This window comes from Kluyvera cryocrescens NBRC 102467 (genome assembly GCF_001571285.1).
Classification (GTDB): domain Bacteria; phylum Pseudomonadota; class Gammaproteobacteria; order Enterobacterales; family Enterobacteriaceae; genus Kluyvera; species Kluyvera cryocrescens.
In genome coordinates, this window is record NZ_BCTM01000006.1 from 35,625 (window position 1) to 49,271 (window position 13,647).

At 56.4% G+C, this 13,647-nt stretch carries 10 protein-coding genes; 8 read left to right on the forward strand and 2 right to left on the reverse strand.

Going from position 1 to position 13,647, the window contains the following annotated elements:
• The first annotated feature begins 7 nt into the window (after positions 1–7).
• The 6 genes from flgG to flgL all read left to right on the forward strand — a co-directional run bounded on the left by flgG (position 8) and on the right by flgL (position 6,352).
• Positions 8–790 carry a flagellar basal-body rod protein FlgG gene (gene flgG, locus KCR01S_RS04405; protein WP_052285574.1) on the forward strand — a complete coding sequence of 261 codons (783 nt, stop codon included), beginning with the start codon at positions 8–10 and terminating at the stop codon, positions 788–790.
• 96 nt (positions 791–886) lie between these two features.
• A complete protein-coding gene (locus KCR01S_RS04410; protein WP_061280140.1) occupies positions 887–1,585 on the forward strand; it encodes a flagellar basal body L-ring protein FlgH in 699 nt (232 codons plus the stop codon).
• 11 nt (positions 1,586–1,596) lie between these two features.
• Positions 1,597–2,694 carry a flagellar basal body P-ring protein FlgI gene (locus KCR01S_RS04415; protein WP_061280142.1) on the forward strand — a complete coding sequence of 366 codons (1,098 nt, stop codon included), beginning with the start codon at positions 1,597–1,599 and terminating at the stop codon, positions 2,692–2,694.
• Positions 2,694–3,644 carry a flagellar assembly peptidoglycan hydrolase FlgJ gene (gene flgJ, locus KCR01S_RS04420; RefSeq protein ID WP_061280144.1) on the forward strand — a complete coding sequence of 317 codons (951 nt, stop codon included), beginning with the start codon at positions 2,694–2,696 and terminating at the stop codon, positions 3,642–3,644. Before KCR01S_RS04415 ends, flgJ begins: the two co-directional genes overlap by 1 nt.
• 63 nt (positions 3,645–3,707) lie before the next feature.
• A complete protein-coding gene (gene flgK, locus KCR01S_RS04425; RefSeq protein WP_061280147.1) occupies positions 3,708–5,399 on the forward strand; it encodes a flagellar hook-associated protein FlgK in 1,692 nt (563 codons plus the stop codon).
• A 14-nt stretch (positions 5,400–5,413) separates the two neighbouring features.
• Positions 5,414–6,352 carry a flagellar hook-associated protein FlgL gene (flgL, locus tag KCR01S_RS04430; RefSeq protein ID WP_061280149.1) on the forward strand — a complete coding sequence of 313 codons (939 nt, stop codon included), beginning with the start codon at positions 5,414–5,416 and terminating at the stop codon, positions 6,350–6,352.
• Between the two features lie 84 nt (positions 6,353–6,436).
• Here the strand turns inward: flgL and KCR01S_RS04435 are convergent, their stop codons facing one another.
• Complete coding sequence (locus tag KCR01S_RS04435) at positions 6,437–7,651, reverse strand: MFS transporter (protein WP_061280151.1); 1,215 nt, start codon at positions 7,649–7,651, stop codon at positions 6,437–6,439.
• A 109-nt stretch (positions 7,652–7,760) separates the two neighbouring features.
• Between KCR01S_RS04435 and KCR01S_RS04440 the strand changes: the two genes are divergently transcribed.
• On the forward strand, positions 7,761–8,696 hold the full coding sequence (locus KCR01S_RS04440) for a LysR family transcriptional regulator (RefSeq protein ID WP_061280153.1): 936 nt from the start codon (positions 7,761–7,763) through the stop codon (positions 8,694–8,696).
• Positions 8,697–8,766: 70 nt separating this feature from the next.
• On the opposite strand, the gene rne is transcribed toward KCR01S_RS04440, so the two are convergent.
• A complete protein-coding gene (rne, locus tag KCR01S_RS04445; RefSeq protein ID WP_061280155.1) occupies positions 8,767–12,012 on the reverse strand; it encodes a ribonuclease E in 3,246 nt (1,081 codons plus the stop codon).
• Positions 12,013–12,688: 676 nt separating this feature from the next.
• On the opposite strand from rne, the gene rluC reads away from it, so the two are divergent.
• Entirely contained in the window at positions 12,689–13,642 is a 954-nt protein-coding gene (gene rluC / locus KCR01S_RS04450) for a 23S rRNA pseudouridine(955/2504/2580) synthase RluC (protein WP_156478741.1), read from the forward strand.
• Positions 13,643–13,647 lie beyond the last annotated feature (5 nt).

The following is a 13,647-nucleotide window of genomic DNA, read 5'->3' on the forward strand; positions in this document are numbered from 1 at the left end:
GAAAAATATGATCAGTTCATTATGGATCGCGAAAACCGGTCTCGACGCGCAGCAAACCAATATGGACGTTATCGCCAACAACCTGGCAAACGTCAGTACCAATGGTTTTAAGCGCCAGCGCGCGGTATTTGAAGACTTGCTCTATCAAACCGTTCGCCAGCCGGGTGCGCAATCATCCGAACAAACGACGCTGCCTTCAGGCCTGCAGATTGGTACCGGTGTGCGCCCCGTGGCAACCGAGCGTCTGCATAGCCAGGGGAACCTGTCGCAGACCAACAACAGCAAAGATGTGGCGATTAAAGGCGACGGATTCTTCCAGATCCTGCTGCCAGACGGATCGTCTGGCTATACCCGTGACGGCTCGTTCCAGGTGGATCAGAATGGCCAACTGGTCACGGCCAGCGGTTATCAGGTTCAGCCTGCCATTACCATTCCGGCTAACGCCATTAGCATCACCATTGGGCGCGACGGCATTGTCAGCGTGACCCAGCAGGGGCAGGCGAACCCGGTACAGGTAGGGCAGTTGAACCTGTCGACCTTTATGAACGACACCGGTCTCGAAAGTATTGGTGAAAACCTGTACATCGAAACCCAGGCGTCGGGCGCGCCCAATGACACCACGCCGGGCTTAAACGGCGCGGGTCTGCTGTATCAGGGATACGTAGAGACCTCTAACGTCAACGTGGCGGAAGAACTGGTCAATATGATCCAGGTGCAGCGCGCGTATGAGATCAACAGCAAAGCGGTATCAACCACCGACCAGATGCTGCAAAAACTGACGCAGCTGTAAAAGGGATGGCCCCGCTTAGCCGGGCTACAAGAGAGTGAGTAGCCCGGCTGAGCGCAGCGATGCCGGGATGTTCCTGAGATTCAGAAGAAGAAAGCAATGCAAAAATCCGCAGCGTTTCGTTTTCCGCTTTTAACCCTCGTCGCGATAAGCGTCGCGGGATGCGCCTTGATCCCGACCAAACCGCTGGTGGAAGGGGCGACAACGGCTCAGCCGATCCCCGGTCCGATACCGGTGGCGAACGGTTCTATCTTCCAGACGGCGCAGCCAATTAACTACGGCTATCAACCGCTGTTTGAAGACCGACGTCCGCGCAATATTGGCGATACCCTGACTATCGTACTGCAAGAAAACGTCAGCGCGAGCAAAAGCTCGTCGGCCAACGCCAGCCGCGATGGCAAAACTAACTTTGGCTTTGACACCGTGCCACGCTACCTGCAGGGGCTGTTTGGCAATGAGCGTGCCGATGTGGAAGCGTCCGGTGGCAACACCTTTAACGGCAAGGGCGGCGCGAACGCGAGCAACACCTTCAGCGGAACCTTAACCGTGACCGTCGACCAGGTGCTGGTCAACGGCAACCTGCACGTCGTGGGTGAGAAACAGATAGCGATTAACCAGGGTACCGAATTTATCCGCTTCTCTGGGGTCGTTAACCCGCGCACCATCAGCGGCAGCAACACCGTTCCATCCACCCAGGTGGCGGATGCGCGCATCGAATACGTGGGCAATGGCTACATCAACGAAGCACAGAATATGGGCTGGCTGCAGCGTTTCTTCCTTAACTTGTCGCCGATGTAACGAGGTGAATTATGTTTAAAACTCTGCTAACCCTGGCTCTGGTGCTGGTCACCGGCCTGGCGAACGCCGAACGCATTCGCGATCTCACCAGCGTGCAAGGGGTTCGGGAAAACTCCCTGATCGGCTACGGGCTGGTGGTGGGGCTGGACGGCACGGGTGACCAGACGACGCAAACGCCGTTTACCACCCAAAGCTTGAACAACATGCTGTCACAGTTGGGCATTACCGTGCCTGCGGGCACCAACATGCAGTTGAAAAACGTGGCGGCGGTGATGGTTACCGCACAGCTCCCGGCGTTTGGTCGCCAGGGGCAGACTATCGACGTCGTGGTGTCATCGATGGGTAACGCCAAAAGTCTGCGCGGCGGCACGCTGCTGATGACGCCGCTAAAAGGCGTCGACAGTCAGGTTTACGCGCTGGCTCAGGGTAACATCCTGGTCGGCGGTGCGGGTGCGGCGGCGGGCGGTAGCAGCGTTCAGGTTAACCAGCTTAACGGCGGTCGGATTACCGGTGGTGCAACCATTGAACGTGAACTGCCTACCCAGTTTGGCGCGGGCAATACCATCAATCTCCAGCTTAATGATGATGATTTCACCATGGCGCAGCAGATTGCCGACACCATTAACCGCCGCAGCAGCCTGGGTAATGCGACCGCGCTGGATGCGCGTACCGTGCAGGTGCGTGCGCCAACCGGCGGCAGTGGGCAGGTGCGTCTGCTGGCGGATATTCAGAATCTTGAAGTCGGCCTCGCACCGCAGGATGCGAAAATCATCATTAACTCGCGTACGGGCTCAGTGGTGATGAACCGTGAAGTCACGCTGGATAGCTGTGCTGTGGCGCAGGGCAACCTGTCGGTGACGGTCAACCGCTCGGCGCAGGTCAACCAGCCGGATACGCCGTTTGCCGGTGGCAGAACCGTGGTGACACCGCAAACGCAGATCGACTTGCGTCAAAGCGGCGGCTCATTGCAGAGCATTCGCGCCAGCGCCAATCTCAACAACGTGGTCCGCGCGCTTAACGCGCTGGGCGCAACGCCGATGGATCTGATGTCTATCATCCAGGCGATGCAAAGCGCAGGCTGTCTGCGGGCGAAAGTGGAGATTGTCTAATGTTGACTGACAGCAAATTACTGGCCAGCGCCGCCTGGGACTCGCAGTCTTTGAACGAACTGAAGACCAAGGCCGGACAGGATCCGCAGGCTAACCTGCGGCCGGTAGCGCGGCAGGTTGAAGGGATGTTCGTGCAGATGATGCTGAAAAGCATGCGCGAAACCCTCCCGAAAGATGGACTGTTCAGCAGCGACCAGACGCGGCTCTACACCAGTATGTATGACCAGCAGATCGCCCAGCAGATGACCGCGGGTAAGGGCTTAGGCCTTGCAGAGGAGATGGTTAAACAGCTGTCAGCGCAACAGACCGAACCGGCAGAAAACGTCGGTCAGGTACCGATGAAATTTGATATGCAGACCATCACCAGCTACCAGAATGCGGCGCTGACTCAGATGGTGCGCAAAGCGCTGCCAAAAGCGCCGGACAGCAGCGATACGCCGCTGTCCGGCGATTCAAAAGATTTTCTCGCCCAGCTTTCTCTGCCCGCGCGGCTGGCGAGCGAGCAAAGTGGTATTCCGCACCACCTGATTCTGGCGCAGGCCGCGCTGGAGTCTGGCTGGGGGCAACGGCAGATTCGCCGCGAAAACGGTGAGCCGAGTTTCAACCTGTTTGGTGTTAAAGCCTCCGGTGACTGGAAGGGCAAAGTCACCGAGATCACCACCACCGAGTTCGAGAACGGCGAGGCTAAGAAGGTCAAAGCCAAATTCCGCGTCTACAGCTCGTATCTGGAAGCGCTGTCCGACTACGTCGGCCTGTTGACCCGCAATCCGCGCTACGCGGCAGTGACGTCGGCGTCAACGGCAGAGCAGGGGGCTCAGGCGTTGCAGAACGCCGGATATGCCACCGACCCGCAGTACGCGCGCAAATTAACCAGCATGATTCAGCAGTTGAAATCGATGAGCGAGAAGGTCAGCAACACCTACCGCAACGATCTCGAAAATCTGTTCTGATTTGCCTCAAGTTTGCAGTTAGCCATCCGATAAGTAATACCATGGCCTTAAGAAGGAGCGTTCATGTCCAGTTTAATTAACAGCGCGATGAGCGGGCTCAGTGCCGCGCAGGCCGCGCTGAACACCACCAGTAACAACATCGCCAGCTACAACGTGGCCGGATACACCCGCCAGACGACGGTGCTGGCTTCAGCCAACAGTACGCTGGGTGCCGGCGGTTGGGTGGGGAATGGCGTTAACGTTTCGAGCGTACAGCGTGAGTACAACGCGTTTATCACCAACCAGCTGCGTACTGCGCAAAGCCAGAGCAACGGTCTGACTACGCGCTACGAGCAGGTCTCGAAAATCGACAGCATGATTTCCAGCACGACGAACAACCTGTCGACGACGCTGCAGGACTTCTTCAGCAGTCTGCAAACGCTGGTGAGCAATGCCGAAGACCCGGCTGCGCGTCAGACCGTGCTGGGCAAAGCTGACGGCGTGGTGAACCAGTTTAAAGTCGTTGACCAGTATCTGCGTGACCAGGACAAGCAGGTTAATCTGTCTATCTCCTCAACCGTCGATCTGGTGAACAACTACTCTTCGCAGATTGCTAGCCTGAACGACAAAATTTCCCGCCTGACCGGCGTAGGTGCAGGCGCATCGCCAAACGATCTGCTCGATCAGCGCGACCAACTGGTGAGCGAGCTGAACAAGCTGGTGGGTGTGGAAGTTAACGTCCAGGACGGCAGCACCTATAACATCACCATGGCAAACGGTTATACCCTTGTTGCCGGAAGCAAAGCGAGCCAGTTGGCCGCCGTACCGAGCAGCGCGGATCCCAACCGTACCACCGTAGCCTATGTCGATAACGTCGCCGGCAACGTTGAAATCCCGGAAAAACTGTTGACCACCGGTTCACTGGGCGGTCTGCTGACCTTCCGTTCTCAGGATCTTGACCAGACCCGCAACAGCCTGAACCAGATGGCAATGGCCTTTGCCGACGCGTTTAACACGGTACATAAGCAGGGGATTGATGCCGACGGTAAAGCTGGCGTTGATTTCTTTGATTTCGGTAAACCGTCCTCCATCGCTAACAGCAAAAACAAAGGTGATGCTGAGCTAGATGTGAAGATGACCAAGTCTTCCGCCGTGCAGGCTACCGATTACAAAGTGGTGAAAACCGACAGCGGTTGGGAAGTGACGCGCCTGTCTGATAACACCAGCGTCAAACTGGACACCGATAGCGATCTGGCTAACGGTGTACTGAAGTTCGATGGACTGACGGTTACCGCACAGTTGAAATCAGGTGGCACGAACGCTGCCGCAACGGGCGACAGCTTTATCGTCAAGCCGGTAAGCGACGCCATCGTCAACATGAAAGTGGCCATCAGCAGTGAATCGCAGATTGCGATGGGGTTGCCGACGAGCGATCCGACCAACCCTGATGTGGGCGATGGCGAAAGCGATAACCGCAACGGTCAGGCGCTGCTGGATCTGCAGAACAGTAAAGTGGTCGGTGGTTCAAAAACCTTTAACGACTCCTACGCAGCGCTGGTGAGCTCAATTGGTACCAAAACGGCAACCCTGAAGAGCAGCAGCACCACTCAGGCAAACGTGGTGACGCAGCTGAGCAATCAGCAGCAGTCGATTTCAGGCGTTAACCTTGACGAAGAGTACGGCAACCTGCAGCTGTTCCAGCAGTACTATCTGGCCAATGCGCAGGTGCTGCAAACCGCAAGCACTCTCTTCGACGCATTAATTAATATCCGCTAAGGAGAGGGAATAGCATGCGCGTCAGTACCTTGATGATGTACCAGCAGAATATGAGCGGCATTACCAACTCTCAGTCTGAATGGTTAAAGTACGGTGAGCAGATGTCGACCGGGAAACGCGTCAACCGCGCCTCGGACGACCCGGTCGCCGCTTCGCAGGCGGTCGTGTTATCACAGGCGCAGGCGCAAAACGCCCAGTTTGCCACTGCCCGTACCTTCGCCACCCAGCGCGTCTCGACGGAGGAGAGCACCTTAAAACAGGTCACTACCGCGATTCAGTCGGCGCAGGAGAAGATTGTTTATGCCGGTAACGGCACGCTCAGCGATGACGACCGGGCATCGCTGGCTACCGATCTACAGGGGATTCGCGATCAGTTGCTGAACCTGGCGAACAGTACCGATGGCAACGGTCGCTATATTTTTGCCGGTTATAAAACCGATACGCCGCCGTTTGATGACAGCGGGAAATATGTGGGCGGTACGATCAACGTTGAGCAGCAGGTGGATTCTTCACGCTCTATGGTCATTGGCCATACCGGTAACCTGATCTTTGATAGCGTCACCAGTAATGCCAAACCGGATGCCGATCAGAATATCTTTACCGCGCTCGACAGCGCGATTGCGTCCTTGAACACGCCGCTGGAAGACGCTGACGATGCGACGAAAGACATCGAGGCTGCGGCCATTGACCGCACTAACCGTAGCCTCAGCAACTCGCTGAACAACGTGTTAACAGTCCGTGCCGAACTGGGGACGCAGCTCAACGAGTTGGATAAACTCGACGCGCTGGGTGATGACCGCGCGCTGGCGCAAACTCAGCAGATGAGTAACCTGGTAGACGTAGACTGGAACTCGACGATTTCCAACTACACCATGCAGCAAACGGCGCTGCAGGCAGCCTATAAAGCCTTTACCGATATGCAAGGTATGTCACTGTTTCAACTGAATAAATAATAAAATAAGGTTTGAACATATCTGGAAACTGGGTATGTTTTTATCGCCCGCGTCATTACCCCGGCGCGGGCTTTTTTTCATCGATTAACGGGTGCCGAGCGCGGCGCTGCGTAAACGATAGGTTTCACTGACGCGAATCGCCAGCGCCACCAGACCGGCCACCGTCGCTAATGCGACAACACCTTCCCAACCTGCCAGCGAGTAAACCTGAGTGCCGAGAACGGAACCCAGCGACATCCCGATAAAGACGCCGGTAAACAGCAGCGCATTCAGGCGACCGCGAGCCTGCGGTTCCAGGCTGTAAACCAGGTTCTGGTGCGCCACCAGGCTTGACTGTAAGCCGAGATCAAAGCCTACGGCCGCGATGGCAATCAGGACCAGCTGTGCCATCGCTGGCAGCGCCGGTAGCAGGAACATCAGGGCAAATGAAACGCTCACCAGCGCCGCCCCCAGTTGGGTCACTTTTTCCGCACCGACTTTATCGGCCAGACCGCCAGCCAGCGGTGCAGCAAGCGCACCGGCGGCACCCGCGATACCAAAACCGCCGGCAACCGCGCTACCCATGTGATAGTGCTCTGCAAGCATCACTGCCAGGGTTGACCAAAAGGCGCTAAAGGCGATAGAGAGAAAGCCCTGCGCCATTGCCGCGCGACGCAGCGTAGGATAACGACGCCATAGATGCGCCATCGAGGCCATCAGCGCTGGATATCGCAGTTCGGAATGCGCGGTAAAGTGCGGCAGAACGCGCCACAGTAAGAGGCCAATTAAAGCGATGCTCACCGCAGCGGCCTGATACATGACCCGCCAGCCAAACAGTTCGCCCACCACGCCGCTGACGGTACGCGACAGCAGGATCCCCAGCAGCAGCCCGGTCATCACCGTCCCGACCATTTTTCCCTGCTTGCCCGCAGGGGCCAGAATGGCGGCGGCCGGTACGATATCTTGCGCCATGGTGGCGGCCATACCGATAAGCAGACTGACCGCCAGCAGAGAATGGAATTGCTGAGTCAAACTGTAGATTAGCAGCAATAGCGCCAGCGCCAGGCTTTTGAGCAGAATTAGCGTGCGGCGGTCGTAGCGGTCACCCAACGGCAGCAGGAACAGGATACCCAGCGCATAACCGGCCTGCGTCAAAGTGGGTATCAGGCCCATGCCTTCAACGCTTAAGTGTAAGGTGGCGCCCATCAGCGGCAAAAGCGGCTGCGCGTAATAAATGGCGGCGACGCTGAATCCAGCGCCGAGTGCCAGGATAAAAATCAACAGACCGGCGGTCTGCGAAGGGGATGTGGCTGTGGTCATTTATGTATCCTCAACGGTGTATGGGAGGCATTTTCCGTGTCTTCACGCTGGAGCGGTAGCCGTCGTGGTGGTAAAACAGTTATACGTTTAGCGTATAGGCAGTAAGCAAATGAAAAGAAATGAGCGTATAGACCGCGTCGAGCTGATGCGGACCTTTATTCGCATCGTCGAGTCGGGTTCACTCTCCGCCGCCGCCCGGCAGATGGAAACGACCCAGGCGACAATCAGCCGCCGTTTGCAGTCGCTCGAAGAGATGCTGGGTGCGAAGCTGCTGCTACGGTCAACCCATGCGATGAAACTCACCGATGACGGTGAACGCTGCTACCACCACGCCCGTCAGGTGGTAGAGTCGTGGCTCGCGTTGGAAGATGCGCTACAGCTAACCGATGATCAGCCGGTAGGTACCCTGCGCGTGCGCGCACCACATGCCTTTGGCCAGCAGCAGTTGCTGGCACCGTTGGTGGGCTTTCTGGCGCGTTATCCGCAGCTGTCGGTGGAGTGGATGCTGCATGACAAAGCGGTTGATTTTATAAGCGACAATATTGACTGTGCGATCCGCGTGGGGGCGGAAGTCGACCCGGCGACCGTAACGGTACTGCTGGCCGAAGTGCCAAGATGCATTGTCGCTGCGCCCGAGTTGCTGCGTCGATTCCCGGCGGTGGTCGATCCCACGTCATTGTCGGCGCTGCCATGGATTGCTATCAGCACGTTTTACCAGCATGAAGTGGTGCTAACCCAGCCGGAGAGCGGGCAGACGGTCAGTATCGCTATCGCTTCGCGGCTTAGTACGGATAGCCTGTACGTCGCGAAAAATGCGGCGCTGGCGGGGGTCGGCGTCGCGGTAGTTTCCAGTTGGACGGTGGAAGAGGAGCTGGCAAACGGTACGTTGGTTGAACTGTTGCCGCAGTGGCAGACGGCGCCGTTACCGGTCCATCTGGTTTATCCCTGGGCGCGCTATTATCCGGTGCGGTTACGCAAATTTCTCGACCTGATGCGCGAAGTGATGCCGCAAATTGCCGGAATGCGACAGCCGGAAAAAGGATAACCACTGCTGAGGTTTGAGGCATAAAAAAATCGGCCCTGAAGGGCCGATTTTTCATCGTGCGCGAAGCGGATTATTCAGCCGATTGCGGACGCGTTGGTTCAGCAGTGGCCGTGTGCGTTGCGCTATGACCGCCTGCGGAGCCTTTACCTTCGAAGCCGAAGGATGGGCGTACCCAGTCGCTGTGACGCGGTGCTTCAGGCACGTAGTCCGGCGCTGGGGCACGCGTCATTGGTGCCGTAGCATGGCTCGCGGCAACGATAGACGGCGCAACAGCGGCCGGTTTGGCAGCCACAGCAGGGGCTTCAACCACGGTTTCTTTCACGGCAGGTTCTGCAGCGGCTGGGGCCACAGGGGCTTCAACTTCAGCAGGCGCTTCAACCACCGGAGCAGTTTCTACGACTGGCTCGACCACGACCGGCGCTGCAACTTCTTCAATCTCGGCTTTCGCTTCGACAGATTCCGCGACAGGCTGCTCAGTTGCTTCAACGACAACAGGCACTTCTTCTGCAACGACTGGCGCCGGTGCTTCTTCCTGAACTGGCGCAGCTTCTTCAGCAACGGCGGCAACAGGTTCGGCAACCACTTCTGGCACAGCGGTTTCCGCTGGCTGGACTGGTGCTTCTACGATTGCTGGCTCAGCGGCAGCAACCGGAGCAACAGTTTGCTCTACGGTTTCAACCGCGGCTGGCTGCTCAATTACTTCCTGCTCAACTGGCGCATCAACGACAGCCTGATCCTGAACCGGGGTAACCGGGTAGCGAATCCACACTTTACCAGAAGCCATTTCTGGCGACGCACAGGCGACGGTCAGCGGCATTGGGGACTGTGTTGGATAACGCTCATCGCGGTAACGACGACGACGCTGACCGCTGACGCGCAGATGGCGCGGTGAGCGACGGGAGCGACGCGGCATACCGTTGTTATCACGAGCTTCACCGTTTTCATCCTGCTCAGCCTGCGCTGGTGCATCAACGACGGCCGGCAGGTCAACTTTCGCCAGTGCAGTACGCGGTGCTTCCTGCTGTGGTTCTTCCGGCGCAAATTCACGTGCGGCGGTCTGCTCTGCGGTTTCGATACGCACTTTCTGCGACAGCTGGCGCGGTTTGCGGCGCGGCATATTCTGTACGCGATCTTCCGGTGCGGCTTCCTGAGCAACGACGGCTTCTTCACGATTCTGCGGTTTCGCTTCCTGCTGCGCTTGACGTTTATCGTCATTGCGGCGGCGGTTGCGTTCGCGACGCGGCTGCTGCTCGTCACGGGACTTCGATTTGTCGCCATCTTCTACAACGGCAGCGGACTGCTGGCGATTTTCACGTGCTTCGGTCGACTGCTGTGGTTTCTCACGACGATTACGACGGTTGTCCTCGCGGCCTTCACGATTCTCGCGCGGTTCGCGACCTTCCGCATTTTCGTTACGATCGCTGCGTTCATTACGGTCACCGCGATCGTTACGACGGTCGTTGCGATCATTACGGTCGCGACGATTGTTTTGACGCGGTTTACGACGTTCCTGCTGGCGTTCCGGCTTGGCTTCCTGCTGTTTTTCCGGCTGAGCTTCAACGGTTTTTTCCGGCGCACCGGCAAACAGGTTTTTCAGCGCAGCGAAGAAGCGGGAAATCAGGCCAGGAGCCGCAGGGGCTGCAGCAACGGCGGCTTTCGCTTTTGGTGCGGCAACCGCGGTTTTTTCTGCGGTTGGTGCAGGTGGAACTTCCGGCATGACGAAGGTCGCCAGCGCAGGTTGTTCCGGCATTTTACGCTCGGCGATCTCTTCATCAACCGGCAATGCCATCTCTTCTTCATGCAGCTTCGGCAGCAGATAGCTCAGCGTTGTGGTCTCTTCGCCTTTGCGCACGCGCAGTACGGAGTAGTGCGGGGTTTCCATCTGATCGTTTGGCACGATGATGCAGCGCACGTCGGTCTGACGGGATTCAATGGCGGTGACTGCGGCACGTTTTTCGTTCAGCAGGTAAGAGGCAATTGGCACAGGGACAATCGCATGAACTTCTTTGGTGTTCTCTTTCAGCGCTTCTTCTTCAATCAGACGCAGGATAGAGAGCGACAGCGATTCGTTGTCACGCACGGTACCGGTGCCGGAGCAGCGCGGGCAGACGTGGTGGCTGGATTCGCCCAGTGATGGGCTCAGACGTTGACGTGACATCTCCAGCAGGCCAAATCGGGAGATATGGCTAATCTGAATACGTGCACGGTCCTGGCGCACCGCTTCACGCAGACGGTTTTCTACCGCGCGCTGGTGGCGTACCGGTGTCATGTCGATGAAGTCGATAACGATCAGGCCGCCGAGGTCACGCAGACGCAGCTGGCGGGCGATTTCATCGGCCGCTTCAAGGTTAGTGTTGAATGCCGTTTCTTCGATGTCGCCGCCGCGAGTTGCGCGTGCGGAGTTGATATCGATAGCGGTCAACGCTTCGGTGCTATCGATAACAATAGAGCCACCGGATGGCAGACGGACTTCACGCTGGAAGGCGGATTCGATCTGCGATTCAATCTGGTAGTGGCTGAACAGCGGAATTTCACCAGTGTACAGTTTAATTTTGCTGCTGAAATCCGGACGACCGAGCGCAGAAATGTGCTGACGCGCCATTTCCATCACTTTCGGGTTGTCGATCAGGATTTCGCCAATGTCCTGGCGCAGATAGTCGCGGAAAGCGCGAACGATAACGTTACTTTCCTGGTGAATCAGGAATGGCGCAGGGCGGCTTTCGGCCGCTTTCTGGATGGCTTCCCAGTGCTTCATGCGGAAGCTTAAATCCCACTGTAACGCTTCGGCGGATTTACCGACGCCCGCGGTACGTACGATTAAACCCATGCCGTCTGGCAGTTCGAGACTGGCCAGCGCTTCTTTGAGCTCGGTGCGGTCATCACCTTCGATGCGACGAGAGATACCGCCAGCACGTGGGTTGTTCGGCATCAGCACCAGATAGCTGCCCGCCAGGCTGATAAAGGTAGTCAGCGCAGCGCCTTTATTGCCGCGTTCTTCTTTATCAATCTGAACGATAACTTCCTGACCTTCACGCAGCACGTCTTTGATGTTCGGACGGCCATGCGCGTTGTAATTAGCAGGGAAGTATTCGCGAGCGATTTCTTTGAGGGGGAGGAAACCATGACGCTCGGCGCCGTAATCAACAAATGCGGCTTCGAGACTGGGTTCAATACGGGTAATTTTGCCTTTGTAGATGTTCGCTTTTTTCTGTTCGTGTCCTGGGCTTTCAATATCCAGATCGTACAGACGCTGCCCATCAACGAGGGCGACACGCAACTCTTCCTGCTGAGTTGCGTTGATTAACATTCTTTTCATCGTAACTTACTCATTATTCTTACATTGACGACTAAGCTGCGAGCAGAGTATTGCCTTTCCGGGGTAGACCGATGGCCTCGTGACTATTCACGTCGCCAACCTCACGGTTGTCGCTCGTTTAAGAGGCGCAGAGTGTCGGTAGCCTGTGTTTCAAACGGAACCACAGCGCAATTATTTGGGGAACAACCTGGGATAACTCTCCAGAGAAGATTCCATTTATACTCGTCATCTTTTAGAGGGTAGAGGTCTTAGCATCTTACTTGCGTAAGCACGGATGTTTCCCGTTGCGCTCGCTGTCTACCCGCTAAAATTCGTACAGTATATGTACCGGTAAGGACTGCAACCCGCAGCCCGCTAACTGTTTGAGCGATCAATACGTCTTACGCCATTGCTGCGTGGATGATCAAACAAACAAAACTGGTCATTCCGTTAATATCCTTGTTATTCCAGGTTCAACACGGAAAACAGCTTCATTATTCCTTGCTAACCTAGTTATAGCAAGATGACTTTCACCTTTTATCACCCGGTTACTCACAGTTTCTTCACCCGTTCGTTGAGATTGTTCTAATAACAAACAACTCGCGGGAGAAAGCATCTGCAGAAAACAGGTCATGCTAAATATAAGCATAGAAAAATGAGTGGCGCTATTGAGCGGGGGTATTTAGAATCGCGCACCATGAAAACTGAGACTCCAACCGTAAAAATGATTGCCATCAGCGCTGATGAAGCCGGGCAACGAATTGATAACTTTTTGCGCACCCAACTGAAGGGCGTGCCAAAGAGTATGATTTACCGCATCCTGCGTAAGGGTGAAGTGCGGGTGAACAAAAAACGCGTCAAGCCAGAATACAAGCTGGAAGATGGCGATGAAGTTCGTGTGCCGCCGGTACGCGTCGCCGAGCGTGAAGAAGATGCCGTCTCACCGCATCTGCAGAAAGTGGCGGCACTGAGTGATGTGATTTTGTATGAAGATGATCATATTCTCGTGCTGAACAAGCCTTCGGGCACGGCGGTTCACGGCGGCAGCGGATTAAGCTTTGGCGTGATTGAAGGGCTCCGCGCCCTGCGTCCGGAAGCGCGCTTCCTTGAGCTGGTTCACCGCCTTGACCGCGATACGTCTGGCGTTCTGCTGGTGGCGAAGAAGCGCTCTGCGCTGCGTTCGCTGCACGAGCAGTTGCGCGAAAAGGGCATGCAGAAAGATTATCTGGCGCTGGTGCGCGGACAGTGGCAGTCGCACGTGAAAAGCGTGCAGGCGCCGCTGCTGAAAAATATTCTGCAGAGCGGCGAACGTATTGTGCGCGTCAGTCAGGAAGGCAAACCGTCGGAAACCCGTTTTAAGGTGGAAGAGCGCTATGAGTTTGCCACCTTGGTCCGCTGTAGCCCCGTCACCGGTCGTACTCACCAGATCCGTGTGCATACCCTGCACGCAGGGCATCCTATCGCTTTTGACGATCGTTATGGCGACCGGGAGTTCGATAAGCAACTGGCCGGGACCGGCCTAAATCGCCTGTTCTTGCATGCCGCCGCGCTGAAATTTACACATCCGGGAACCGGTGAGGTGATGCGCGTCGAGGCGCCAATGGATAACGTACTGAAGCGTTGTTTGCAGGTTTTGCGTAATCAAAAATAAGAAAA

What these genes read in the sequence shown, in the direction of transcription:
- flgL (WP_061280149.1), top strand. Translation starts at nt 5,414, where the DNA reads ATGCGCGTCAGTACCTTGATGATGTACCAGCAGAATATGAGCGGCATT.
- rluC (WP_156478741.1), top strand. Translation starts at nt 12,689, where the DNA reads ATGAAAACTGAGACTCCAACCGTAAAAATGATTGCCATCAGCGCTGAT.
- KCR01S_RS04440 (WP_061280153.1), top strand. Translation starts at nt 7,761, where the DNA reads ATGAAAAGAAATGAGCGTATAGACCGCGTCGAGCTGATGCGGACCTTT.
- rne (WP_061280155.1), bottom strand. Translation starts at nt 12,012, where the DNA reads ATGAAAAGAATGTTAATCAACGCAACTCAGCAGGAAGAGTTGCGTGTC.
- flgG (WP_052285574.1), top strand. Translation starts at nt 8, where the DNA reads ATGATCAGTTCATTATGGATCGCGAAAACCGGTCTCGACGCGCAGCAA.
- KCR01S_RS04410 (WP_061280140.1), top strand. Translation starts at nt 887, where the DNA reads ATGCAAAAATCCGCAGCGTTTCGTTTTCCGCTTTTAACCCTCGTCGCG.
- KCR01S_RS04435 (WP_061280151.1), bottom strand. Translation starts at nt 7,651, where the DNA reads ATGACCACAGCCACATCCCCTTCGCAGACCGCCGGTCTGTTGATTTTT.
- flgK (WP_061280147.1), top strand. Translation starts at nt 3,708, where the DNA reads ATGTCCAGTTTAATTAACAGCGCGATGAGCGGGCTCAGTGCCGCGCAG.
- flgJ (WP_061280144.1), top strand. Translation starts at nt 2,694, where the DNA reads ATGTTGACTGACAGCAAATTACTGGCCAGCGCCGCCTGGGACTCGCAG.
- KCR01S_RS04415 (WP_061280142.1), top strand. Translation starts at nt 1,597, where the DNA reads ATGTTTAAAACTCTGCTAACCCTGGCTCTGGTGCTGGTCACCGGCCTG.